Source organism: Streptomyces sp. NBC_00597 (genome assembly GCF_041431095.1).
In the GTDB taxonomy this organism is placed as follows: domain Bacteria; phylum Actinomycetota; class Actinomycetes; order Streptomycetales; family Streptomycetaceae; genus Streptomyces.
The window spans coordinates 397,361-420,352 of sequence record NZ_CP107757.1 but is presented as its reverse complement, the minus strand read 5'-3'; the positions used below and the strand labels follow the sequence as shown (position 1 = coordinate 420,352).

The 22,992-nt window shown below is 73.6% G+C and carries 22 protein-coding genes; 11 read left to right on the top strand and 11 right to left on the bottom strand.

Annotation, left to right across the window (positions count from 1 at the left end):
- The first annotated feature begins 19 nt into the window (after nt 1-19).
- The gene (locus tag OG974_RS01720) at nt 20-1,294 is read left to right on the top strand and encodes an MFS transporter (RefSeq protein ID WP_371645145.1); all 1,275 of its coding nucleotides are present in this window, start codon (nt 20-22) and stop codon (nt 1,292-1,294) included.
- 68 nt (nt 1,295-1,362) lie between these two features.
- Here OG974_RS01720 and OG974_RS01715 read toward each other — a convergent pair whose 3' ends face one another.
- The 3 genes from OG974_RS01715 to OG974_RS01705 all read right to left on the bottom strand — a co-directional run bounded on the left by OG974_RS01715 (nt 1,363) and on the right by OG974_RS01705 (nt 7,918).
- Nucleotides 1,363-4,293: an AAA family ATPase gene (locus tag OG974_RS01715; protein ID WP_327279190.1), complete on the bottom strand. Its 2,931-nt coding sequence runs from the start codon at nt 4,291-4,293 to the stop codon at nt 1,363-1,365.
- A gap of 119 nt (nt 4,294-4,412) precedes the next feature.
- Nucleotides 4,413-4,643: a hypothetical protein gene (locus OG974_RS01710; RefSeq protein WP_371645143.1), complete on the bottom strand. Its 231-nt coding sequence runs from the start codon at nt 4,641-4,643 to the stop codon at nt 4,413-4,415.
- A 41-nt stretch (nt 4,644-4,684) separates the two neighbouring features.
- Entirely contained in the window at nt 4,685-7,918 is a 3,234-nt protein-coding gene (locus tag OG974_RS01705) for a type 2 lanthipeptide synthetase LanM family protein (protein WP_371645141.1), read from the bottom strand.
- A gap of 321 nt (nt 7,919-8,239) precedes the next feature.
- Between OG974_RS01705 and OG974_RS01700 the strand changes: the two genes are divergently transcribed.
- The 4 genes from OG974_RS01700 (at nt 8,240) to OG974_RS01685 (ending at nt 11,027) form a co-directional block, all read left to right on the top strand.
- Entirely contained in the window at nt 8,240-8,875 is a 636-nt protein-coding gene (locus OG974_RS01700; protein ID WP_327279188.1) for a LuxR C-terminal-related transcriptional regulator, read from the top strand.
- Entirely contained in the window at nt 8,872-9,291 is a 420-nt protein-coding gene (locus tag OG974_RS01695) for a helix-turn-helix transcriptional regulator (RefSeq protein WP_327279187.1), read from the top strand. Before OG974_RS01700 ends, OG974_RS01695 begins: the two co-directional genes overlap by 4 nt.
- A gap of 87 nt (nt 9,292-9,378) precedes the next feature.
- Complete coding sequence (locus tag OG974_RS01690; RefSeq protein WP_327279186.1) at nt 9,379-10,254, top strand: hypothetical protein; 876 nt, start codon at nt 9,379-9,381, stop codon at nt 10,252-10,254.
- Nucleotides 10,255-10,274: 20 nt separating this feature from the next.
- Nucleotides 10,275-11,027, top strand: a complete 753-nt coding sequence (locus tag OG974_RS01685; RefSeq protein WP_328764122.1) for a hypothetical protein — start codon at nt 10,275-10,277, stop codon at nt 11,025-11,027.
- A 61-nt stretch (nt 11,028-11,088) separates the two neighbouring features.
- Here the strand turns inward: OG974_RS01685 and msrB are convergent, their stop codons facing one another.
- The 4 genes from msrB to OG974_RS01665 all read right to left on the bottom strand — a co-directional run bounded on the left by msrB (nt 11,089) and on the right by OG974_RS01665 (nt 14,394).
- Nucleotides 11,089-11,496: a peptide-methionine (R)-S-oxide reductase MsrB gene (gene msrB, locus OG974_RS01680; protein WP_371645138.1), complete on the bottom strand. Its 408-nt coding sequence runs from the start codon at nt 11,494-11,496 to the stop codon at nt 11,089-11,091.
- A gap of 22 nt (nt 11,497-11,518) precedes the next feature.
- Nucleotides 11,519-12,916 (bottom strand): UDP-N-acetylmuramate--L-alanine ligase, encoded by a 1,398-nt coding sequence (murC, locus tag OG974_RS01675; protein WP_327279183.1) that lies wholly within the window; start codon nt 12,914-12,916, stop codon nt 11,519-11,521.
- Nucleotides 12,917-12,998: 82 nt separating this feature from the next.
- The gene (locus tag OG974_RS01670) at nt 12,999-13,466 is read right to left on the bottom strand and encodes an indole-3-glycerol phosphate synthase (RefSeq protein ID WP_327279182.1); all 468 of its coding nucleotides are present in this window, start codon (nt 13,464-13,466) and stop codon (nt 12,999-13,001) included.
- Nucleotides 13,467-13,614: 148 nt separating this feature from the next.
- A complete protein-coding gene (locus tag OG974_RS01665) occupies nt 13,615-14,394 on the bottom strand; it encodes a pyrimidine reductase family protein (protein ID WP_327279181.1) in 780 nt (259 codons plus the stop codon).
- Nucleotides 14,395-14,478: 84 nt separating this feature from the next.
- On the opposite strand from OG974_RS01665, the gene zapE reads away from it, so the two are divergent.
- The 5 genes from zapE (at nt 14,479) to OG974_RS01640 (ending at nt 19,627) form a co-directional block, all read left to right on the top strand.
- Complete coding sequence (gene zapE / locus OG974_RS01660; RefSeq protein ID WP_371646695.1) at nt 14,479-15,549, top strand: cell division protein ZapE; 1,071 nt, start codon at nt 14,479-14,481, stop codon at nt 15,547-15,549.
- 63 nt (nt 15,550-15,612) lie between these two features.
- Nucleotides 15,613-16,038, top strand: a complete 426-nt coding sequence (locus tag OG974_RS01655; protein ID WP_327279180.1) for an OsmC family protein — start codon at nt 15,613-15,615, stop codon at nt 16,036-16,038.
- A 200-nt stretch (nt 16,039-16,238) separates the two neighbouring features.
- Nucleotides 16,239-17,588 carry an alkaline phosphatase PhoX gene (locus OG974_RS01650; protein WP_328764120.1) on the top strand — a complete coding sequence of 450 codons (1,350 nt, stop codon included), beginning with the start codon at nt 16,239-16,241 and terminating at the stop codon, nt 17,586-17,588.
- 78 nt (nt 17,589-17,666) lie between these two features.
- Complete coding sequence (locus OG974_RS01645) at nt 17,667-18,620, top strand: PPK2 family polyphosphate kinase (RefSeq protein ID WP_371645135.1); 954 nt, start codon at nt 17,667-17,669, stop codon at nt 18,618-18,620.
- 83 nt (nt 18,621-18,703) lie between these two features.
- Nucleotides 18,704-19,627 carry a polysaccharide deacetylase family protein gene (locus tag OG974_RS01640; protein WP_371645133.1) on the top strand — a complete coding sequence of 308 codons (924 nt, stop codon included), beginning with the start codon at nt 18,704-18,706 and terminating at the stop codon, nt 19,625-19,627.
- 37 nt (nt 19,628-19,664) lie between these two features.
- On the opposite strand, the gene OG974_RS01635 is transcribed toward OG974_RS01640, so the two are convergent.
- Genes OG974_RS01635 through OG974_RS01620 form a run of 4 tightly spaced genes read right to left on the bottom strand, consistent with a single transcriptional unit; the run spans nt 19,665 to nt 22,043 of the window.
- On the bottom strand, nt 19,665-19,877 hold the full coding sequence (locus OG974_RS01635; RefSeq protein WP_328764119.1) for a hypothetical protein: 213 nt from the start codon (nt 19,875-19,877) through the stop codon (nt 19,665-19,667).
- 14 nt (nt 19,878-19,891) lie between these two features.
- Complete coding sequence (locus OG974_RS01630) at nt 19,892-20,551, bottom strand: ABC transporter (RefSeq protein WP_328764118.1); 660 nt, start codon at nt 20,549-20,551, stop codon at nt 19,892-19,894.
- Nucleotides 20,548-21,372: an ATP-binding cassette domain-containing protein gene (locus OG974_RS01625; protein WP_328765256.1), complete on the bottom strand. Its 825-nt coding sequence runs from the start codon at nt 21,370-21,372 to the stop codon at nt 20,548-20,550. Before OG974_RS01625 ends, OG974_RS01630 begins: the two co-directional genes overlap by 4 nt.
- Nucleotides 21,369-22,043 (bottom strand): AIM24 family protein, encoded by a 675-nt coding sequence (locus OG974_RS01620; RefSeq protein ID WP_327279176.1) that lies wholly within the window; start codon nt 22,041-22,043, stop codon nt 21,369-21,371. The genes OG974_RS01625 and OG974_RS01620 overlap by 4 nt, the downstream gene beginning before the upstream one ends.
- A gap of 71 nt (nt 22,044-22,114) precedes the next feature.
- Here OG974_RS01620 and OG974_RS01615 point away from each other — a divergent pair, with 71 nt between their 5' ends.
- A complete protein-coding gene (locus OG974_RS01615; protein ID WP_327279175.1) occupies nt 22,115-22,882 on the top strand; it encodes an aminoacyl-tRNA hydrolase in 768 nt (255 codons plus the stop codon).
- The last annotated feature ends 110 nt before the right edge of the window (nt 22,883-22,992 follow it).

Genomic DNA, 22,992 nt, shown 5'->3' with positions numbered 1-22,992 from the left:
CTACGAAGGGGATTCGTTCATGGCTTCCACCCTGGTGGACGTGCGGTCCCGGCTGAGCGCCCCCGCCCGGCTGCCGTCGTTCCGCCTGTTGTGGCTCGGGCAGTCCCTGTCCCTGCTCGGCGACGGGTTCAGCTACATCGCCTTCTCCTGGATCACGCTCGGCCTGACCGGCTCAGCCCTGTCCCTCGGCTACGTCCTCGCGTGCCAGGCGGTGCCGCGGGCCCTGCTGACCCTGGTGGGCGGCTCCCTCAGCGACAAGTGGTCCTCCCGGACCCTGATGACGCTCTCCAGCTGGGTCCGGGCCGGCCTGATGGCCGGCGTGGGCCTGGCCGGCCTGGCCGGATCCCTGACGGTGTGGATGCTGTGCTGCGCCGCCGCGGCCTTCGGCGCGGTCGACGCGTTCTTCCAGCCCGCCCGGGCCTCCATCCTGCCGTCGGTGGTGGACAAGGAGCTGCTCGCCCCGGCCAACGCCCTGCTCGGGGTCGCCGCGAAGGTGTCCTCGGTGCTCGGGCCGGCCGTCGGCGGCATGGTGGTGGCCTTCTCCAACGCACCGGTCGCCTTCCTCGTCGACGGGGTGTGCTTCGCCCTCTGCGGCCTGTGCGTCTCGGGGATCCGCCCGCCGTCCCGCCCCGGGGCGGACGGGGCGGACGGGGCGGACGGGGCGGACGGGAACGCGGGGGCGGCGGCCGCGCTCTCGCTGGGCGCCCGGATCCGCGCCGGGCTGCGGTACGCCTTCGAGGACCCGCGGATCCGTACGATCCTGGCCGTCGACGCGGCCGTCACCTTCTGCCAGGCGGGGCCGTTCACGGTCGGCTTCGCCACCCTCGCCAAGGTCGACCTGCAGGGCGGCTCGGCCACCCTGGGACTGCTCAACGGCGCACTGGCCGGCGGGGCGATGCTGGGCACCCTCGTCGGCGGCGCCCTGAACAGCCGCCCTCGGATCGGCTTGCTGATCGCCGCGCTGGCGGGCTGGCTGGCGATCGGCACGGGCCTGCTCGGCCTCGTCGGCAACACCGCCGGGGCCCTGGCCACCGTCCTGGCGATGGGCTTCGGGATGGGCTTCCAGGGGGTCTTCGGCCTCAGCTGGATCCAGCGCACCATCGACGGCTCGGTACTGAGCCGGGTGATCTCGGTGGACCTGGTGATCGGCTACGCGGTGGCCCCGCTCTCCCTGATCGTCTGCGGGGCCCTGGCCGGGTCGGGCACGGGCCCGATGTTCGCCGTCTCGGCGGTCGTCCTGGCGGTGACGGGGATCGGCATCCTCAGCTCGCGCACCGTCCGCGAGATGCGTTGACCGGGGGCCGGCCGCGCCGGGACGCCCGCGCCGCAGGGCGGGGGCGTCCCGGCGCGGGGGCCGGCGCCTCAGGGCGCCGACGGGGCCAGGGAAGCGGAGAGCTCGCACAGGGCGGCGCGGTTGGTGCGGCCGGTCTTCGTACCGAGGGCCGCGATGTGCTTCTCGACGGTGCGCGGCGAAATGTAGAGGCGGTCGGCGATGTCCTTGTTGCCCAGGCGTTCCGCGAGCAGCAGGAAGACCTCGTACTCGCGGACCGTGACGCCCTGGGAGCGCAGGACGTCCGGGATGGTGCTCGAACCCGAGCGGCGCTGCTGCACCGGGGCGCCCATGCGGCGCAGGGCCGCACGGCACGCGCCCGCGACCGCGGCGACGCCGCCCTGGTGGAAGTGCTCCTCGGCGCGGCGCAGCCAGGCCACCGGCTCGCCCCAGCCGTCCTCGTACGCCGCGTCGGCGATCAGCCGCAGGCCCAGGTGGAGCGCGGTCGCGTACGGGGCGGCGGCGCGCAGGGCCTCGGCCACGGCGGCCGCGGCCTCCTCGGGGCGCCGTTCGCGGCCCAGCAGGACGGCCCCGGCGAACAGGACGAACTGTCTGTTCCAGCGCATCCGACCGGGCGCGGTGGCGGCGATCTCCTCGTACGCGGCGCGGTCGGCCTCCCCCGACAGCACGTCGAGGAGCAGGCCGATGCCGTACCGCCCGCTGAGGTAGTACGTACTGGGGTTGGTGTCTTCGAGGTCGGCGACGGCGCGCAGTTCGCGGACGGCGCCGGGCCGGTCCTCCTCGGTCAGCGCGCAGAAGGCCCGGGCGAGACCGCGGGTCAGCGGTTCCTCCTGGGAGCCGGCCCCGTCCCAGTCGACGAAGGCGGCGAGGGCGCTCTCCATCGCGGGCCGGTCGCCGCGGTGGGCGGCCAGCGTCGCCCGGGCCATCAGGACGTACCGGGTGGCCGGGGCCAGCCGCAGGCGCTGTACGACGGCCAGGCACTCCTCGGCGGACTGCTGCGCGGTGGCGAACTCGGCCCGCAGGACGGCGTCCAGGATCATGATGCCGTCGATGGTGTAGACGATGGTGGCCGAGCCGAGCCGCTGGGCCTCGCTCCGGGCGGCCAGCAGCGGGGCGGTGGCGCCTTCGGTGAGCCAGTAGTTGCCGCCGATCCGGGTCAGCGCGTACATGCGCTGGAGCGGCAGCTGGTGCTGTTCGGCGGTCTGCAGGGCCGATTCCAGCAGGGCGGTGGCCTCGTCGAAGTCCCGCTCGCGGGCGAGGGTGGCGAGGAGTTCCAGGGCCTGGCAGGCGACGGTGGCCAGGCCGTGCCGCTGCGCCGCCTGGAGGGCGGAGTGGGCGAGTTTCTCGGCCAGTTGGGTGCGGTCGGGGCCGGGGGTGTCGAGTGCGAGGTAGGCGGCGGTGACATCCGTCGAGGCCGTGCGTCTCTCGTCGGGGTGGGCGGCCAGGAGGGCTCTGGCCTGGGCTATCTGTCTATTGCCGTCCTCCCAGCGGCCCGCGGTGTGGGCGACCTTGGCGAGCCGGGTGTGCAGGGCGGCGAGCCGGCCGGCGCTCAGGCCGCTGCCGCCGAGGGTGTGCAGGTTCTCCGCGAAGCCGAAGGCGCGGGCGAAGTCGCCGGCTTCGGCGAGCGCGGGAAGCAGGGCTTCCAGCGCGTCGCTGCGCCCGGCGGGGTCCTGGCTGGCGGCGAGCAGCCGTTCGGCGCGGCTGAGGAAGGTGATCGCGGAGCCGATCGCACCGGCCGCCAGGGCGCGCAGGCCGGCGTCGGTGAACAGCCGGCCGGCCTCGGCCTCGTCGCCCGCCTGCGAGCGCAGCTCCGCGACGAGGGGGCACCAGTCGCCTTCGAGGTCGGGGTACAGCTCCTGGACCGCGTCCGCGGCGCGGCCGGCCATCGTCGCCCGGTTGCCGGGCGTGAGCTGGGTGAGCAGGGCCTCGGCGGTGAGCGAGTGGCGGAACGCGTACCAGTCGGGGGCGGGTTCGTCGGGGACGACGAGCTGGGCCGCGACACCGGCGTGCAGGTGGCTGAGCAGTCCGCGGTCGTCGATGCCGGTCATCCGCTGGAGCACGGTCAGCGGGAAGCGGCGGCCGATCACGGCGGCGGCGGAGAGCAGGGTCAGCCCCTGCGGGCCGAGCCGGTCGATACGGCGCAGGATGCCCCGGGCGAGGGCGGTCGACACGTCGCTGCGCAGGTCGCCGACGACCCGCCAGCCGTCCTCGAACCGGACCAGGGCGCCGCTGCCGATCATGCCCTGGAGGAGTTCCTCGACGAGGAAGGGGCTGCCGGCGCTGTCGTCCCAGAGCCGGTCCAGGGCCGCCTGCGGGACCCGTTCGGGCTCGGTGTCCAGCTGGGCGGCGATGACGGCGCCGACTTCGGGGCGGGTGAGCGGGGCGAGTTCCAGTACGGTCCCCACGCCGCGCCGGCGGGCCGAGTCGGCCATGTCGAGCGCGTCGCAGGGCTCCGTACGGATGGTGGCCAGGAGCACCACGTTGGTGTACTCCAGGTTGTCCACCAGGTATTCGACGACCGCGAGCGTTTCGGGGTCGGCGTCGTGCAGGTCCTCCAGGAGGAGGAGCTGGCCGTGCTCCTTGCCGGTGGCGATGAGCAGCCGCAGGACGGCCTCGCCGAGGATGACCATGGAGCTGTTGTTCTGGGCGTCGCTGCTCCAGTCCGGGATGATCCTGCCGAGCGCGGGCCGGTAGGGACCCAGGGGCAGGTCGTCCAGGGAGGTGCCGTCGAGCGGGCCGCTGCGGAACAGCGACATGAGCGCTTCGGTGAGTGGCCGGAAAGGGACGGTGGGGCCGGTGGTGCTGCTGCGGCCCCTCAGAGCGCGCATGCCCATGCCGAAGGCCATGCCCACCGCTTCGGCGGCGAGCCTGGACTTTCCGATTCCGGCCTCACCGACCAGGAAGACGACGCCGCCGCGCCCTTCGCCCGCGTCGGTCAGTGCCTGTTTGATCTCCCGCAGTTGCGAGTCACGACCGACGATGTACCGCGAACGGGAACGCATGTCCGCAATCTAGTTCATGTGAACGGCTGATTGTGCGACGAAAGTTGGCCGTTTCGAACAAGGGCGGAGTGAAGATCAGGGAGAGATCCGGAGAAGATCGGACACGGGCCGCCGACCCCCTACCAGGTGACGTTCGGGGCCGACACGCTGGTGTCGATCGAGCTCAGGGTGATGACGATGCCGCTGGTGAGCACCACACCGGCCAGAGCACGGGCCCGGGCGCACGCCTTGTTCCGACCCGACAGGGTGATCCCGCCGGCCGGGTCCTCGGTCCGCGCCTCGGCGGCGGCCATGGCGGCGGCCTCGTCGGCGGCGGTGACGGACTGGGCGTTGACCTGGGGCTTCTGCATGGTGATGAGTACCTTTCTCGTTACCTGATGGGGAGTGGTGCTCAGTGCTGAAGTGCGGGGGCGCCTGCGTGCACGGCGGGTTCGAGGAGCAGGACGGAGGGGACGGCCTCCGGGAAGCCCAGCCTGAGCAGGGCGTACCCGATGCCGGAGAGTCCGGTGAGGAATCCGGGGGACGGTACGTGGTCCGGGGTGCCGCAGCGGTGGCCGTGATCCTCAAGTCGGCCGAGAATCTCCCCGGCGCGGCGGCCGAGGTCGGTCCGGGCCCCTTCGTGGCCCTGCCCGGCGAGGACGCCCAACAGTTCCAGGGATCCGAGGGCGCCGCGGTGGAGACCGAGGTCGGGTGATTCGGAGGGCGCGCCCAACAGCGCGGCGCACCGGTCGAGTTCTACCGTGGGAACCGGCTGCCCGGCCGCGCCGAGTGCGTCAGCGGCCGCCAGGGCGGTGCCCGCGAGGCCCGTGTGCCAGCCGAGGTCGGCGGGGCGGAGCAGGGCTTCGTCCAGTGCCGGACGCAGCAGGGCGGCGCCGGTACGGGCGTACGCGGCCCCCGGCTGCCCGGCCTCCTGCCGGGCGGCGGCGTAGCGCAGCAGGGCCCAGCCGATGCCGGCGTCGCCGTGGGCGAAGCCGGGGACCGCCGGGTGCTGTTCGGCCAGGTGCTTCTCGGCCCGGACCAGCAGCCGGTCGGCCAGTCGCCGGGCCGTTCCCTGCGCCGCCTCCCCGTACGTGCGCTGCGCCGCGACCGCGGCCGCCAGCGCTCCGGCGAGGCCGTCGGCCAGCGCGGCCGGTCCCTCGGCGCCTTCCTCGGCATCGGCGTCGGCGGCGCGTTCCAGGGCGGCGAGCGCGTCGGGCAGGCAGTCGCGCAGGCCCTCGCCGAGCAGCGGGGCCAGCCGGGCCGCCGTGTAGACGATGCCGCCGAGTCCGTGCAAGGCGCCGGGTCCGACCGCTGCGCCCAGCCCGGGATCGCGGGCGAGCGTGGCCAGCAGCGCGGGGAGCGGCCGTACGGCCTGCCGGGCGAGCGCGGTGTACCGCTCGGCGCCGGTCAGGGCGCCGAGCTGGGCCAGGAAGAGGGCCACTCCGCAGTAGCCCTGGGCGAGGCCGCCCCCCATGGGCAGGACCGCCCAGTGCTCGCCGGCCACCTGCTCCAGGCCTAGCCAGTTGACGCGCCCGCCGCCGTGCACCGCCCGGGCGGCGATCTCGTCGGCGATCCCGCAGGCCGCGGCCAGCAGCCGGGACGGCTCGGGCACGACGGCCGGCGCGGCCGGCCCGGCCAGGGTCGAACGGGGTCCGCCGACGCTGAGGTTGGCCCCGGTGACGGCGAGCGTCGCCGAGATGATCCACTCCTGGTCGTGGCGGTCCACCTCCCCCATGGCGGCGATCTTGGCGCGGGCGGCGCGCAAGCTCGGGGCCGACAGTACGCCGTCGAGGCGGGTGCCCCGGGAGGTCTTCAGCGCGGTGTCCGCGGGGTGGTGGAAGAAGAGCGGCACGTCCCCGGACCACAGGTCGGCGATCTCGTCCTCGATGAGCCGCTGGCGGGCCGCATCGTGCTCGGACTCGGCCCAGAGCACGGCCAGTACCGAGTCGCGGGTCAGGGCGTCGTGCAGCAGGTCGGGGTGGGTGGACTCGTCCAGCAGGGTCGTGTAGAGGCGGGTCGAGCGGGCGATCAGGCGTCCGGGGCTGGTCGCCCAGCGGGCCAGCAGGCCGCCGCCGTCGCCGCTGCCGTCGGTTCCGTCGGTTCCGTCGGTTCCGTCCGTGCCGAGGAGTTCGGCCCGGTGCTCGGTGATCGCGTCGTACCCGACCCGGAACCCCTCCAGCAGCGCGGCCCGGTGGTCCGCGTGGCCGGCCGCCCTGCTCTGCGGCGCAGGCCGGTTCTGTCCGGCCGCGCTGGCCACCGGGCCGCGCAGCAGCCGCATCCCGTCCGTCCCGGCGGCCTCCCAGCGCAGTCCGTCGCTGGGGTACGAGCCGCCGTCCCCGCCGCCCAGCGCCGAGATGTCCATGGCGCCGTTCTCCCCGATCAGCAGGCTCGGCAGCAGGCAGGTGCGGTACACCGAGGAGGCCAGGGCGTCCGCCGCCGGGTCGGCTCCGCAGGTCACGGCCGCCGGTAGCCCGAAGTGGAGCAGGGTCTCGGCGTCCACCAGCACCGGCTGGTCACCACAGGCGATGACGTTCTCGTAGTGCATGTCCACGCCGTCGACGGCGTAGAGCAGCGCCAGCAGCGCGCCCTGGCGCCGGTAGAACCGGTCCAGTTCGGTGGGCGAGCCGCACCAGGCGTGCTCGATGAACTCCAGCCAGCCGTACCCGTCGCCGCGCACCGAGCGCGGGGTCCGCAGGCCCAGGCCCGGTACCTTGCCGTTGGTCCACTCGACGGCCCGGTCCAGCAGGAGGTGCTGGTCCAGCGGCCGGGGCTTGTACACGACGGTCGCGCCACCGGCGAAGCGCAGCAGGGCCACGGACCGGTTGCCCTGGTGGACGTCGCCGCGCCCCAGGTCGACCCGTACGAGGGCGCCCGGGTCGGTGCCGTGCAGCAGCCCGGCGACGATCTCCGCCCGGTCGGCGGTGAACCGGTCCAGCAGCTCCACGGTGGCCGAGGCCGCGTGGCCGCAGGCCTGGCCCAGCATCCGGGCCAGCACCGGGTAGCGGGTGAACAGCTCGGCGAGGCCCTTCCCGGTGCTGAGCCGGGCCGTGAAGGAGGCGAACCGCCCCTGCGGGGTCTCCCCCGCCAACAGGCCCTCCGCACGGGCCCGGTGGAGCTCGCGGACCAGGGTGCGGGCGGACTGGCGGACCAGCCGGTCGCCGAGCCGCTCCTCGAACGCGTTCCGCACCACGGCGAGTTCGTCCTCGGGCAGGTCGATCTGCGCGGCGGCCTGCGCCCAGGCGGAGTCGATCAGGGGGCGCAGCGCGGGCAGGAACACCGCGGCGCCGTCCGCGTCCGCCGCCGGGGCGGCCGGTCGGCCGGCGAGTGCGGGGGCCGATGCCACGATCTGCTCGATGGAGCGGGCCCACTGCGGCGCGGCCGTACGGGCGGCCAGCCGGCCGGGGGCTTCCGCCGCGAGGGCGTACGCCGTTTCCTCCGTGGCTCCCAGGTTCGCCAGCCGGGCCGCGAAGCCGTCCGTGTCCCCCAGGTTCCACGCAGCCGGTCGGCTGTGGGGGGCGTCGGCCGGCGCGGGTACCGGGGCACCCGGGGCGGCGAGCCGCTCCCGCAGGTTCAGGGCCCGGGCCCACCAAGCGGGGGCCAGGCCGCCGACCTGGGTTTCTTCGGCGGTGGTGGCGGTGTCAGTCACAGGAGAAAACTCGCAGAGGGCGGGGGCCGCGCACATGGGGGCCGATCCCCCATATTCCGCGGAGCCGCCCCCATGGGCTCCGCGGGCCTGCCGTACGGGGTGGTGCGGGGGCCGCGGGGCGGGCCCGCGGCGTACGGGTTCCGGCAGGTCGCGGGCTCCTCGGAGGGCTGGCTGCGCAGGAACCGCGCCAGCGGGGGCGGTCCTTCACAAATGTGGGGGCCGCCGCCCGATGCCGCACCCGGTCCCCTACCCGCAGCCTGTGTCCAGTGCCCCTTCCGCCCGTCCGGCACCCCGGCCGGCGGATGATCATCGGAGGACCTGGTGGGAGTACCCGTCCCTGTCGACGTCGTCGCGTTCGACCCCGTGCTGGAAGCCGGAACCAAGAGCACCCTGTTCGCCTGCCCCGAAGTGTCCCTGACGGCCCCGGGCGGCGCTCCGCGGGTCGTGGTCATGACCGTGGACCAGGTCGGCCGGCCCGAGCTCGACGTCCTGCGCACCGTCCGCGACACTCCGGCCCGCCCCGATGTGGTGCTGGTGGCGGGCGAGTTGGCGCCCGACGGCGCCCTGCACGCCATAGCGGCCGGCGCCCGCGGGCTGCTGCGCCGCCGCGAGGCGGACGTCACCCGCCTCTCGCGCGCCGTCCTGGCCGCCTCCCGCGGCGACTGCACGCTGCCGCCGGACCTCCTGGACCGGCTGCTGGAGCGCTCCGGCGCCGGCGGCCGGGCGGGCGGCGGCCCCGCCGGGGGCGCGGACCCGTGGGCGGCGGCCGGCCTGAGCGACCGCGAGCGCAGCGTGCTGCGGCTGGTCGCCGACGGCCACGAGACGAACGAGATAGCCAAGCAGCTGTGCTACTCGCCGCGGACCGTGACCAGCGTCGTCCACGACATCACCCAACGGTTCCGGCTGCGCAACCGTGCGCACGCGGTGGCCTACGCCCTCCGGGTCGGCCTGCTGTGAGCGCCGTCGCCGAACTCACGCGCGAGAGCGTGCCCGTACGGCTCCCCGCGGCGCCGGACCGGCTGAGCCTGCTGCGCCAGGCCGGGGACGGCAGGATGCCGTACCCGGCCCTGGTCCGGCTGCTCGGCGCGGCCACCACCGCCGGTGCGGGCAACGCCACCGCCGCCCCGGCCGCCACCACGGCCGCTGGGGCCCTCCGGTCCGCGGGGGCCCCACCGGACGCCCCGCGGCTCACGGCCCGCCAGACCGCGGTGCTGACGCTGATGGCGGAGGGTCACGGCAACGCGGTGATCGCCCGCACCCTGTCCTGCTCGGAGCACACGATCAAGAACGTGATCTACGAGCTGATGTCCCGCCTGCAGGCCCGCAACCGCGCCCACGCCGTGGCCTGCGCGGTCCGGCACAGCCTCATCTGAAACCGTTCATGTCCAGAAGCACGTCTACGGCGCAGTGGCGCGGTGTACGGTCGACGCCCAGACGGCGCGCCGGGGGGCTGGTGTGGCATGAGCGGTGAATTTCGCTATCGGGCGGAACGGATCGCGTTGGGCCTGATGGCCGCATCGGGTGTCGTGGTGCTGCTGGCGGACCTGTTCGGCTGGCTCGACGCGTTGGCGCCCGGAGGTGCGCTCCCGAAGGTCACGCTGCTCATCCTGAGCACGGTCACGGTGTTCCTCCTGCTGGAGATCGACCGGCTGAGGAAGCTCGACGACGTCCAGGCCCAGGTCAGCGCGCTGGACTCCAACATCGAGGCACACCTGTCCAAGCTGGACATCGACGCGGTCGCGCAGCGGCTCAAGCAGGAGCACTACAGCGGCGTGGTCAGGGTGCACCGGCGCTTCCCCGAGGACCAGTTCACGGAGTTCGCGAACCGCGCCGCACAGGAAGTCGTCATCCTGCAGACGTGGATCCCCAATCTGGAGCACATCGAGCCCGCGTTGCGCAAGGCGATCGTCGACCGGCAGGTCCCGGTGCGCATCATGCTGCTGCATCCGGCATCACCCGTGGCGGGGCTGCGTGACGAGGCGTTGACGGCCGTACGCGATCGCGCGCTCGCGGTGGACGTGAGGGCGAGCGTGGAGCGGTGCCTGGCCGGCCTCGCCGAGCTCTGCCTGGGAATCCGGCCGGAGGGCCGTCCACTGCTCCGGGTCCGCGTGTACAACTCCCTGCCGTCCATCGCCGTGTTCAAGGTCGACGGCCACTTCCTGGTGAGTTCGTTCCTGCACGGCCAGCTCGCCATCGATTCCACCCAGACCGAGATCGACGGCGACGACACCGTCATGGGCACGGAGGTCCGCAAGGAGCTCGACACCCTGTGGCGCATCGGCCGCGACGTGGACCTGGGCGACTGGCGCAACTCCATCGGGGACATCAGCCTGTGAACCACGGAAAGGTACGGCCCATGCCCATGCCCACGCCCCTGGACGAGCTGGACGCGTTCGAGGACGCACTGGTCGAACGGTTCGAGGAGCACCCGGTCCTGGCAGGCATCGCGCTGCTGCCGGACGAGGACTTCGCCGCCCTCCTGCTCCAGCGGCGATTCGTCTCCCTCGCCTTCACCCCGTCCTACGATCTGGCGATCGACCTGCTGCGCGACGAGGCCGGGAAGCGGATCGCCCGTGTCATCCTGCGCGAGGAGTACCCGGGCGGGGACGGGCACACGCCCTCGCACCGCGAGGACATGACGCACGACCTGGGCCTGCTCGGGATCTCCAGGGACGCCGTGGTGGCGTCGAGACCGACTGCCGCCACGCGCCGCGCCGTCGACGACGCCTTCGAGCTGATCGCCGCATGCGGCGCCCACGACGACGCCGACCTGCGGCTGCTGACCGTCCTGCGGTTCTGGGGCGAGGTCCTGGTCTCCGCCGAGTACGGACGGCTCTGGGAGCGGATGGGCCCCCTGTTCGCGGGCGGGGGCGAGAACCGTTCGCGCTTCTACCACCCGCACCACGTCCACGACGCGAAGACCCGGCCCCTCGCGAGGGTGTCCCTGCTCTCCGGCTCCCACTCCGACCGCCTGGCCGCGCGGGTGACCGAACTGCTGGCCCGCGAGGGGGCGGGCGACTGCTTCAAAGAACTGGAGGAGCGGTCGGTGCAGCTCAAGACGGCCTTCTACGACCAGTTCCTCCCGGCCCTGGACCGCGTGGGCGTCTGACCGGAGCCCCGCCGGGCGGGGCCCGGCGGGACGAAGGTGACGGGAGGAGCAGCGGGCCGCCTCAGCCCTCGTCGGGGGCCAGCCGCAGCGAGATGGAGTTGATGCAGTAGCGCTGGTCGGTGGGCGTGGGGTAGCCCTCGCCCTCGAAGACGTGGCCCAGGTGGGAGCCGCACTTCGCGCACAGCACCTCGGTGCGGACCATCCCGTGCGACACGTCCGCCTTCAGTTCGACGGCGTCGGAGTCCTTCGGGTCGTAGAAGGACGGCCAGCCGCAGTGCGACTCGAACTTCTCCGTGGAGCGGAAGAGCTGGGCGCCGCAGCCGCGGCAGGAGTAGACGCCGGCCGTCTTGCTGTCGGTGTACTCACCGCGGAACGCCGGCTCGGTGCCGGCCAGGCGCAGCACCTGGTACTCGGACGGCGTCAGCTCGGCCTGCCACTGCTCGTCCGTCTTCTCGACCTCGTACGACATGACTCTCCCGCTCCCTCGTCGCTCAGTCCGTCAACCGGGCGAGGATCGCCGGACCGAGGTCCGTGACGTCACCCGCGCCCATGGTGAGAACGAGATCACCGGGCTTGGCCATTCCCGCGATCACATCGGCGACGGCGGCCTTGTCGTGCTCGGCGGTGACATCGGCCCCCGCGCCGCGGGCGGCCGCGATGATGATCTCGCTGGTGATTCCGGGGATCGGGTCCTCGCGGGCCGGGTAGATGTCCAGGACCACCGCCGAGTCGGCCAGGGAGAGGGCCTGGCCCATCTCCTTGCCGAGCTCCTGGGTACGGGAGAACAGGTGCGGCTGGAACACGACCAGGATCCGGGCGTCCCCGGCGGCTCCGCGGATGGCCTCCAGGTCGGCGGTCATCTCGGTCGGGTGGTGCGCGTACGAGTCGATGACCTGCACGCCCGCGGCCTCGCCCTTGAGCTGGAGGCGGCGCTTGACGCCGGTGTACTTGCCGAGGGCGGAGGCCAGGTTGTGCGCCGGGATGCCGAGGGCGACACCGGCGGCGAGGGCCGCGACGGCGTTGTGCGCGTAGTGGCGGCCGGGCACGGAGACGGTGAAGGTGAGCATCCGGCCGTTGATGACCACGGTGACCTCGCTGGTCAGGCCACGCGGCGTGATCTTCGTGATGCGGACGTCGGCGCCTTCCTCCTCGCCGTACGTGACGACGTTCAGGCCCTCGTTGGCGCGGACCCGCCCGGCGATCTCGGCGGCGCCCGCCTGGCCGTGGGCGACGACCAGGGTGCCGCCGGGCACGATCTTGCCGACGAAGGTCTCGAAGGACTCGTAGATCTCCTCCATCGACGCGTAGTTCGCGTGGTGGTCGAGCTCCGCGTTGAGGATGATCGCGACCTGCGGGGTGTACTTGTGGAAGCTGCGGTCGCTCTCGTCCGCCTCCGCCACGAAGATGTCGCCCTCGCCGTGGTGGGCGTTGGAGCCGGGGGCGTCCAGGTCGCCGCCGATGGCGTACGAGGGGTCCAGGCCCAGGGCCGAAAGGGACACCGCCAGCATCGAGGTGGTGGTGGTCTTGCCGTGCGTACCGGCGACCGCGATCGGGCGCAGGCCGTCCATCAGGCCGGCCAGGGCGTCGGAGCGGTGCACGACGGGGATGCCGAGCTCTGCGGCGCGGGCCAGCTCCGGGTTGTCGGCGCGGATGGCGCTGGAGACGACCACGCAGGTGGCGTCGTCGGCGAGGTGGCCGGCCGCGTGCCCGATGTGGACCGTGGCGCCGTGGGCGCGCAGCGCCCCGGCGGTCTCGGAGTCCTTGGCGTCACTGCCGGCGACCTGCGCGCCGCGCTGGGCGAGGATCTTCGCGATGCCGGACATGCCGGCGCCGCCGATGCCGATGAAGTGCGGGCGTTCCATGGCGTTCGGCAGGCCGGGCGGCGTCATACGGGATCTCCCCAAGGTGCGGGTCGGTACGTCGGGGGTCTCGGCGGTGCGGACCGTCCCGGCGCGTGTGTCGGACGCCAGCCTATTCGTTGTGGGCGAAGAGCTTCAGCACCGGAACCCCGACCTTGTGGCGCGCCCGGGAGGCCCAGTCCCGGTGGAAGAACTCCTCGACGAAGTGCGGGGCGGTCAAAACGATCACCTCGTCGGCGTTGGCCTCCTCCACGACGGCCTTCAGCTTGTCGAGCGGATGGTCCTCGATGATCTGCCCGCTGGCCTTGGCGCCCTTCTTGCGCAAGGCCTCCAGGGAGTGCACGAGCGCCTGCTCGGCCGGGCCGCGGGCGGCGTGCCCTTCGGGTACGTCGGCCTCGCGGAGCGCCTCGGGCAGCTCGCCGAGGGCCACGTCGTCGATGGCGCGCAGCAGCCGGTCCTGGTCGCCCCGGGGCTGCATGAGGACAAGGAAGGAGACCGGGTCGTCCCCGTGCAGGCTGGTGACGAAGTCCACGTCGACGCTGGTCAGCGGCTGCTCGATCATCAAAACGCTCGTGAACACGGACGCCCTCTCCTTCATGGGCCGAGGCCGGTCGGCCGGCCCCTGCGGAAACCATCCTTCCCCGCTCTCGCACGGGGCCTTGCGGGGATATCTCTGCCCAGGTATGTGCCCAGCGGAAGCAAAGCGGAACAAGAAATTCCGCCCCTTGTCAGATCCGACGGTAGCTCGTGAAAAGGAACCCGGCCTCTTCCAGTACCGAGGCGGGCGCCAGCCTGTGCGGCACGGCCACCGAGGGCCCTCCGGAGATCCGCTGGGCCCCTCCCGCCACCAGCATCGGCGAGATGGTCAGGCACAGCTCGTCCAGCGCGTCGGCGGCCACGAACTGCCCCAGCAGCCGGGGCCCGCCCTCGGTGAGCTGACGGCGCAGCCCCCGGTCCGCGAGCTCGCGAACCACCCGGACCGGATCCGCGCCCGCCCCCTCGCCGGCCAGCACGACCTCGGCCCCGGCGGCGGCCGCCGCCGCCACCCGGTCGGCGGGTGCGGCCGCCCCCGTCACCACGAGGGTCGGCACCAGGGGGGAGGTGAACAGGGGAAGGGAGAAGTCCAGGTCCAGACTGGCGGTGACCACCGCGATGGCGGGCGCGGGACCCTGCCCGGCGGCCGCCCGCCGGGCCGCGAAGGCCTCGCGGGCCCGGGCCGGGCGGTACCCCTCCTGGCGAACCGTTTCCGCGCCGACCAGCACCACATCGGCCAGCGCCCTCAGGGTGCCGAAGATCCGCATGTCCGTCTCGCCGGAGATCGGCTGCGAGCGCCCGTCGTGCTGGGCCGCGCCGTCCAGGGTGGAAACCATGTTGGCCCGCAGCCAGTGTCCGTCCGCGCCGAGCCCGGGGTACGCGTACGCGTCCGCCAGCTCGTCCAGCGACCACTCACGGTCACCGCGGTCCGCCGGGGCTGATGTCTGATCGGTCACAGGGAACAGGCGTCGCATCGGTGCAGTGTGCCACGCCCCGTAGAGTTAAGAGCTGTGTCAACATCACTCTCCACCTCCGGATCCACCTACGGGCGACCCCCGATAGCCGGCCCGGGCGACGCCGGCCCGCAGGCCCTGTGCGCCCGCGAGCCGCGGGTCCCCGCCGAGCGGCTGGTGGCCGAGATGGTGCCGCCGCCGCGGTTCGACTCGGTGCGCTTCGACACGTACGACCCGGACCCCGGTCAGCCCAGCCAGGCCGAGGCCGTCACCGTGCTCGGCGACTTCGCCGCAGGCCTGGGCGGATCCCACGCCAGCGGCGGAGGAAAGCGCCGCTGGTTCGCGAGGGCCTCGAAGAACACGGCCCCCGCCGCCCCGCGCGGGGTCTACCTCGACGGCGGCTACGGCGTCGGCAAGACGCACCTGCTGGCCTCCCTGTGGCACGCCACCCCGGCCGAGCCCCAGCTCAAGGCCTTCGGCACCTTCGTCGAGCTGACCAACCTGGTCGGCGCGCTCGGCTTCCAGCAGACGGTCCAGACCCTCGGCGGCCACCGCCTCCTGTGCATCGACGAGTTCGAGCTGGACGACCCGGGCGACACCGTGCTCGTGTCCTCGCTGCTCAGCCGCCTGGTCGAACAGGGCGTGGCGCTGGCCGCCACCTCCAACACCCTGCCCGGCAAACTCGGCGAGGGCCGGTTCGCCGCCGCGGACTTCCTGCGCGAGATCCAGGGGCTCTCGGCGCACTTCCGCCCGCTGCGCATCGACGGCCAGGACTACCGCCACCGCGGCCTGCCGGAGGCGCCTGCGCCGTTCACGGACGAGCAGGTCACCAAGGCCGCGTACGCGACCGAGGGCGCGAGCCTGGACGACTTCCCGGGCCTGCTCGAACACCTGGCCCGGGTCCACCCCAGCCGGTACGGCGCCCTCACCGACGGCATCTCGGCGGTCTGCCTGACCGACGTCGGCCCGGTCCCGGACCAGTCGACGGCGCTGCGGCTCGTGGTCCTGGCGGACCGGCTGTACGACCGCGAGATGCCGGTCCTGGCGTCCGGAGTGCCGTTCGACCGGCTGTTCAGTGAAGAAATGCTGAACGGCGGCTACCGCAAGAAGTACTTCCGGGCCATCTCAAGGCTCACCGCACTGGCGCGCGACGCGAAACCCCTGGTGTCCCAGTAGGTTTGGGGACGCCGGCCCGTCCCGTACGGGCCGGCCGTTCCCACTTCTGCGAAGGGATCCACCATGGCCACCACGCGTACCGCGCACACCAACTGGGAAGGCAACCTGCTCAAGGGCGCCGGCGTCGTCACCCTCGACTCCTCGGGTCAGGGCTCGTTCGACGTCTCCTGGCCCTCGCGCGCCGAGGCCGCGAACGGCAAGACCAGCCCGGAAGAGCTGATCGCCGCCGCGCACTCCAGCTGCTACTCCATGGCCCTCTCGCACGGCCTGGACGGCGCCGGCACCCCGCCCACCCGGGTGGAGACCAAGGCGGACGTGACCTTCCAGCCGGGCGAGGGCATCACCGGGATCCACCTGACCGTCCGCGCCGAGGTCCCGGGCCTGGACGCGGAGGGCTTCGCCGCGGCCGCGGAGGACGCCAAGAAGAACTGCCCGGTCAGCCAGGCCCTGACCGGCACGACGATCACCCTGAGCGCCGAACTCGTCTGACACCCGGCGCACCCCTGCCCGACCGGGACCCGCCCGGGCCGGCCGCGCGCGGGCGGGGTCCCGCCCAGCCGCCGCAGCCGGACGCCCCGGGGACCCGGCCGGTGGGGTGAGGGCCGACCGGCTTCGTACGCGTCGGAGCGCGAGGGGAGTGGGGGCGCGTGGTAACACGGCCCCCTCACCCCTCGCCCCGGGAGCCGCCGATGTCCGTCACCCGTCGCAACCTGCTCACCGCCGGCACCGGCATCGTCTTCAGCGGAGCCCTCGGCGCGCTCTTCGCCGGGAGCTCCCGCGCCGCGGTCCCGGCCCGCCACGGGTACGGTCCCCTGCTCCCCGACCCCCGTGGGCTGCTCGACCTCCCCGCCGGGTTCCGCTACCGGGTGCTGTCCCGCGCCGGCGACCCCCTCCGCTCGGGCGAGGGCGCCGTGCCGGCCAACTGCGACGGCATGGCCGCCTTCGACGCGGGCTCCGGCCGCGTCCGTCTCGTCCGCAACCACGAGAACCGCACCACCGCCGCCCTCCGTGTCCCGGCCGTCCGCGGACTCACGTACGACCCGAACGCCCTCGGCGGCTGCACCCTCCTCGACCTCGACCCGAGCGGCAACGTCACCGGCGAGCGCGTGGCCCTCTCCGGTACCGCCGTCAACTGCGCGGGCGGCCGCACCCCGTGGAACACCTGGCTCAGCTGCGAGGAGACCGAGGACCGGGCGGGGACCTCCGGCTACACCAAGGACCACGGCTTCGTCTTCGAGGTCGACCCCGCCGACCCGCACCGCTCCGGCGCCGTCCCGCTGACCGCGATGGGCCGCTTCGCGCACGAGGCCGTCGCCGTGGACCCGTACCGCGGAACCGTCTACGAGACGGAGGACGCGTTCGTCGAGCCCTTCGGTCTCTTCTACCGGTTCCTGCCCGCGCAGCCCCTCGGCGGCACCGGCTCCCTGCGCGCCGGCGGCACCCTCCAGGCCCTGCGCGTCCCCGGCGTGGCGGACCTGTCGGTGATGGACGAGCCGGGCGCCGAGTTCCCGGTCGAGTGGGTCCCCGTACCGGACCCCTCTGCGGCCGGCACCCCGATCCGGTTCCAGGACTTCGGGCCGGGCGGGATCACCCATGCGCAGAAGCTGGAGGGCTGCTACTGGGGCGACGGCGGCGTCCACTTCGTCTCCAGTTACGCCCGCACCGTCGAAGGTGCGGCCGCCGACCACCACGGCCAGGTGTGGTTCCACGATCCGCGACGCTCCACGATCCGTCTCGACGTGCTCTTCGGCCCGGCGACCGACGTCCAGTTGCCCGGAGACTCCCCGGACAACATCTGCCTGGCCCCGGACGGCGGCCTGATGGTGTGCGAGGACGGCGGCGGAGCACAGTACGTCTTCGGCGTCACCCGGGACGGCGAGGTCTACCCGGTGGCCCGCAACGCCGACGACATCGGCCGGCCCGGGGCGCCGGAGTGGGGGGAGTTCGCCGGGGTCACCTTCGCTCCGGACGGGCGGACGATGTACGTCAACGCCTACGCGCCGGGGACCACCTTCGCGGTGACGGGACCCTGGCACTGACCCTGCGGCCGTGCCCTCGCGACCCCGTCCGATGTGGTGGAGGATCGGAGGGAGTCGACCGGATCGGGGTAGGTGGCAGTGGCCGAGAAGACCAAGAAGAAGGACGGCGCGAAGAACGGCAAGAAGAAGGACGGCGGGAAGAAGGACCGGGAGAAGACCGGGCGGGAGGGCCGGGGCGACCAGGGCACCCGGGGCGTCGCGCTGCGCCCGCTGCTCCGCGCCCCCGCCGGTGAGCGTCTCGACCTCGACGCCTTCGATCCCGCCGCGACCCCCGGCGGACCGGCGGGGAAGGCGGCCGGCCTGGCCGCCGGCGCCCTGCTGGCCGACCCCCTCGCCTCCCTCCAGGAGCGGCTGTACGCGGCGAGCACGGCCGGGGACCGGCGCCGCGTGCTGCTCGTCCTCCAGGGCATGGACACCAGCGGCAAGGGCGGCACGGTCAAGCACGTGATCGGCCACTTCAACCCCTCGGGCTGCCGGGTCAGGGCCTTCAAGGCGCCCACGCCCGAGGAGCACGAGCACCCCTTCCTCTGGCGCATCAGGAAGGCCCTGCCCGCGCCGGGCGAGATCGGCATCTTCGACCGTTCGCACTACGAGGACGTCCTCATCGCGCGGGTCCGCGAGCTGGTGTCGCGCAGTCAGCTGAACCGCCGCTACGCGCAGATCAACCGGTTCGAGCAGTCGCTCGCGGAGGACGGCGTGACCCTCGTGAAGGTCTTCCTCCACATCAGCCCGGAGGAGCAGCTCAAGCGGCTGCTGGAGCGGCTCGACAACCCCAACAAGCACTGGAAGTTCAGCCCGGGCGACATCGACGACCGCGCCGTGTGGCCGGAGTACCGGCACGCGTACGAGCTGGCGCTGGAGCGCTGCTCCAGCGACGCCGCGCCCTGGTACGTGGTCCCCGCGGACCGCAAGTGGTACCGGAACTGGGCGGTCAGCAAGCTGCTGCTGGAGCATCTGGAGGAGATCGGTCCGAGCTGTCCCGAGGCGGGTTACGACGTGGAGGCGTGCCGCGCCCGGCTGCTCGAAAGCTGACGGGGTCCTGCGGGCGGGCGATTCCCCGACCGGCCCCCGCGCCGCTGCGATCCGATTGACAGATGGTCATATATTTTGCATCCGTGACCCTTTCTGTGCGCAATGTGGCGGTCGCGACCGCCCTCAGTGCCGCTCTCTGCACCGCCCTCGCAGGATGCGGAGGCGGCGACACCTCCGCATCCGGTTCCGGCAGCCAAGCCCGAATGGGCACCCCCGGGGCCTCCGCAGCGCCCTCGTCCTCCGCCGCCCCCGCCCCGCCGGGCGCAGCCGGCTCCGCCCCTGCCGCCGCCCCGCCGCCCGGCAAGGCCGCCCCGACCCTGGCGCCCGGGCCGAACGGCCTGACCCCGGTCTTCGAGCGGGCGAAGCAGCAGACCGACAAGACCGTCGCGCTGACCTTCGACGCTGACATGACCTCCGACCAGGGGCCGCGCGCCGCGGGCGGGGAGCACTTCGACAACCCCCAGCTGATCGCGACCCTGCGGCGGCTCAAGGTGCCCTCGACGGTCTTCATGACCGGCCGCTGGGCCGAGGAGTACCCGGACCAGGCCAAGTCCATCGGCACCGACCCGAACTTCGAGATCGCGAACCACTCGTACAGCCACCACGCCTTCAAGTCCCCCTGCTACGGGCTCCCCACGCTCGACGCCGCCGCCGCCCGGGCCGATGTGGACCGGGCCTTCGCCGCCTTCCGCACGGCCGGCGCGGTCAACACGGTCCCGTACTTCCGCTTCCCCGGCGGCTGCTACGACGACCAGGCCCTAAGGGCGGTGTCCACCGCCAAGGTCACGGCCGTCCAGTGGGACGTGGTCAGCGGGGACGCCTTCGCCAAGGACCCGGACGCGGTGGCCGAGCAGGTCCTCACCGGCGTGAAGCCCGGCTCGGTGGTGGTCATGCACTGCACGCGCAGCGCCGCGCCGGTCACCGAGGAAGCCGTCCAGAAGATCGTCCCGGAGCTGCGCAAGCGCGGCTACCGCTTCGTGAAGGTCTCCGAGCTCATCGGAAAGTAGTGCCGCGGCCGTGCCGGGGCGGGAGGAGCTCGGGGCCTCAGCCGGAGCAGGCGGTGCGCTGCGCCTCTTGCCACTCGCAGACCGGGCACAGCACCACGCCCGGGGTGGCGACCCCGTATTCGGTGGGCTCGCCGCACGCGAGGCAGTCGGCGTACGGCGGCCCGGGCACCCGCCCCGCCGGGGACGTCGGCGTCGGGCAGTACGCCCCGGTCCCGGCCGTGCCCTCGGGTTCGCGGTCCACTTCGTCCATGCCCCCGAGCGTACTCAGCCCCGGCGCGCGCTGACGAGGCAGGCCACCGCGCCCGCCCCGCAGGCCAGCACCAACGCCCCCGCGAAGGACGCCAGCGGCAGCGTCACGGTGTGTGCCCGGGAACCCTCCACCAGCGCGGTCACCGCGCTGCGCGCCGGGGAGCCGGCGAGGCCCCAGGCCAGCAGCGAGCCGAGGCCGCCCGCCAGGACCGCGACCCCGGTCGGGCGCAGCAGCGGCCGGCTGCACAGGGCCCCCACGGCCGCGCCGGTCAGCGCGCAGGCGAGGACCGCCAACACCCCGGCCAGGGCCGCGTCCTGCCGTTCCACGTGTTCCGCCCTGCCGGAGTCGGCGATCAGCAGCACCGCCGCCGTACCCACGGCAGCGGCCAGCAGCGCCCCGCCCAGCGCGGTGAGCAGGGCCGCCGCGTGCACCCGTACGGGGCCGGCCGCGGCGGCCGCGCAGTCGCGGGCGGCGTCGGGTTCGTTGGTGACGCAGACCCGGACCAGCCAGGCCGTGATCGGCACCAGTCCGGCGGCCGTGAAGCCGAGCGAGTCCAGCAGCGGGTCGCCCGGCCGGACCCCGGCGGCCAGGAAGGCCGCGTACAGGAGCAGCGGGGCGATCCACCGCTGGGAGCGCAGCAGCAGTGCGCTCTGGTACCGCATCAGGCCGGTCACGGCAGTTCCTCCACGGCTCGGATGTGCCAGGGCTCCGGCGCGGTGAGCAGGTCGCGCAGGACGGCGTCGGAGCGGGCGGCGGGCACCGTCAGCAGCAGGCCCCCGCCGGGTGCGGGCGCGGCGGCCAGCCCCGGGGGCGGCTCGGCGCCCGGCGGTCCGGCGGCCTCGATCCGTACACGGGGTCCCGCGCCGGCGGCCTCGGCAGGTGCCCGTACGGGGACCAGCGCGGCCCCCTCGACCCGGTGGTGCGCCTCGGCCGCGCCGGCGAGCCGCTCCGGGTCGTGGTCGACGAAGACCACGGTGCCTCCGGCTGCGGTCCGCTCGGCGACGGCCCGGTCCAGCTCGGCGCGGGCGGGCGCGTCGAGCCCGGTCCACGCTTCGTCGAGGACGAGCAACCCGGGCTCGGCGAGCAGCGCCTGCGCGACGGCCACCTTCTGGCTGCTGCCCTTGGAGAGTTCGGCCAGCGGGGTCTGCGCGTACGCGGCGGCGCCGAAGCGCTCCAGCCACCGGGCCGCCCGGTCCGCCGCCTGCGTGCGCCGGAGCCCGTGCACCCGGCCCATGTGGGTCAGGTAGGCGCTCGCGGTGAGCGGCAGCGCCGCCGGGAAACGCTCGGGAACGTACGCCGTGCGGCGCGGCCTGCCGGTGATGCGCCCCTCGGACGGGGTGTCGATCCCGGCGACGATCCGCAGCAGGGTGGACTTGCCGCCGCCGTTGCGGCCTTCGATGCGGACGAGGGCGCCGGCCGGCAGGTCGAGTTCGATCCCGCGCAGCACCCAGGGCCTGCGCAGTCCGTAGCGGCGGCCCACGCCGGTGAGCCTCAGTGGGCCGCCGCCGTCTCGGTCACCTCGCTGGGGCGGACGATGACGAAGCCCTCTCCGCGCAGCATGAGCTGCACGGCCTCGCCGGAGCCGCCGCGGATCATCGAGCTGACCGACTGGGAGCGGTGCAGCCCGGTCTCCAGCTGGGCGCTCCAGCCGACCACGGCGTCGGTGTCCACGTACACCGGGTTCTGCGCGGTGACCGGGATGATGATCGGGTGGCCGTCGCAGACCACGGCGAGCTTGCCGGTACCGGTGAAGAGGCTGTTGAAGAGGCCGCCGCCGGTCATGCCGGCGCCCTTCACCATCTTGATCTCGTAGGAGAGCGTGGGGTCGAAGCAGAGCACGTTGCGGCCGTTGAGGGTCAGCGCGTCGCCGGGCTCGAAGTCGATGACGAAGCAGTAGCCGGCCTGGTGCGCGAACCAGGCCTCGCCCTGCCCGCGTACGGACATCAGCGGGAGGCCCTCGCCGGTGACGGCGCGCTTGAGCATGCCGCCTATGCCCTGGCCCTTGCGCTCGAACTGGAGGTTCCCGCGGAAGGCGACCATCGAGCCCTGCCGGGCCAGCATTTCACCGTTGACGGTGTACTTCACGGACTTGGCGTTCTGGAGGGTCATGCCGGGAGCGGCAGACGGTTGGGCGAGGTTCTCCGACGCGAAAAGATCACTCTTCATGGCCTCGATCCTCACCCGGGCCGGGACCCTGCGACATCATCCTGAAGATGGAGCCTGGCATTCTTGGCGGGATGAGCAGCCAGCACCAGAACCACACTTCAGACGTACCGGCGGTTGGGGCGGACAGCCCCTTCCGGCAGGAGCACGCCGCCCGCGACGAGGCACCGCAGTTCGTCCTGCCCCTGGTGGTGCGGATCGAGAAGGCCGAACCGCCCGCCCGGACGGACGCGCTGGAGACGGCTGCCCGGGCCGTCCTGGTGCTGCTGACCGACGTACGGTCGCACGGCGAGGGCGAATGGGCCGGGGCGGTGCGGGACTGGCAGGACGCGCGGATCCGGAAGGTGGTGCGGCGGGCCCGCGGGGCGGAGTGGCGCAAGGCCTCGACCCTGCCCGGTGTCACGGTGCACGGCGGCGCGGCGGAGGTACGGGTCTTCCCGCCGGTGCCGTTGGACGGCTGGCCCAAGGAGCTCGCCAAGCTCCAGGTCTCGGGTACCGACCTGGACGACCCTGAGCCGCTCGCTCCGGTCGAGCCGGGGATCGCGGTGCTGTGGCTCAACCCGGACCTGGAGATGTCCGCCGGCAAGGCGATGGCCCAGGCCGGGCACGCGGCGCAGCTGGCCTGGTGGGAGCTGACCGCCCCGGAGCGCACCGCGTGGCGGGATTCGGGTTTCCGGCTGGCCGTGCGGACGGCCCCGCGCGAGCAGTGGGCGCAGCTGAGCGGGAGCGGGCTGCCGGTGGTCCGGGACGCCGGGTTCACGGAGATCGCACCCGGTTCGGCGACGGTGGTCGCGGACCATCCTGCCCTGCGGGCCCGCCTCGCTGGGGGCGTTTCGCACTGACCCGCCCGGTCTGACGGCGCTGACGCTCACCCTGCCGAGCCAGCCCACGAGCATCGTCAACACCGGCTGGGATTCCCGGTGATACGGGGGCTCCTGACACGCAACGCCCC

What these genes read in the sequence shown, in the direction of transcription:
- OG974_RS01720 (WP_371645145.1), top strand. Translation starts at nt 20, where the DNA reads ATGGCTTCCACCCTGGTGGACGTGCGGTCCCGGCTGAGCGCCCCCGCC.
- OG974_RS01715 (WP_327279190.1), bottom strand. Translation starts at nt 4,293, where the DNA reads ATGCGTTCCCGTTCGCGGTACATCGTCGGTCGTGACTCGCAACTGCGG.
- OG974_RS01710 (WP_371645143.1), bottom strand. Translation starts at nt 4,643, where the DNA reads ATGCAGAAGCCCCAGGTCAACGCCCAGTCCGTCACCGCCGCCGACGAG.
- OG974_RS01690 (WP_327279186.1), top strand. Translation starts at nt 9,379, where the DNA reads ATGAGCGGTGAATTTCGCTATCGGGCGGAACGGATCGCGTTGGGCCTG.
- OG974_RS01685 (WP_328764122.1), top strand. Translation starts at nt 10,275, where the DNA reads ATGCCCATGCCCACGCCCCTGGACGAGCTGGACGCGTTCGAGGACGCA.
- msrB (WP_371645138.1), bottom strand. Translation starts at nt 11,496, where the DNA reads ATGTCGTACGAGGTCGAGAAGACGGACGAGCAGTGGCAGGCCGAGCTG.
- murC (WP_327279183.1), bottom strand. Translation starts at nt 12,916, where the DNA reads ATGACGCCGCCCGGCCTGCCGAACGCCATGGAACGCCCGCACTTCATC.
- OG974_RS01665 (WP_327279181.1), bottom strand. Translation starts at nt 14,394, where the DNA reads ATGCGACGCCTGTTCCCTGTGACCGATCAGACATCAGCCCCGGCGGAC.
- OG974_RS01655 (WP_327279180.1), top strand. Translation starts at nt 15,613, where the DNA reads ATGGCCACCACGCGTACCGCGCACACCAACTGGGAAGGCAACCTGCTC.
- OG974_RS01650 (WP_328764120.1), top strand. Translation starts at nt 16,239, where the DNA reads ATGTCCGTCACCCGTCGCAACCTGCTCACCGCCGGCACCGGCATCGTC.
- OG974_RS01635 (WP_328764119.1), bottom strand. Translation starts at nt 19,877, where the DNA reads ATGGACGAAGTGGACCGCGAACCCGAGGGCACGGCCGGGACCGGGGCG.
- OG974_RS01620 (WP_327279176.1), bottom strand. Translation starts at nt 22,043, where the DNA reads ATGAAGAGTGATCTTTTCGCGTCGGAGAACCTCGCCCAACCGTCTGCC.
- OG974_RS01615 (WP_327279175.1), top strand. Translation starts at nt 22,115, where the DNA reads ATGAGCAGCCAGCACCAGAACCACACTTCAGACGTACCGGCGGTTGGG.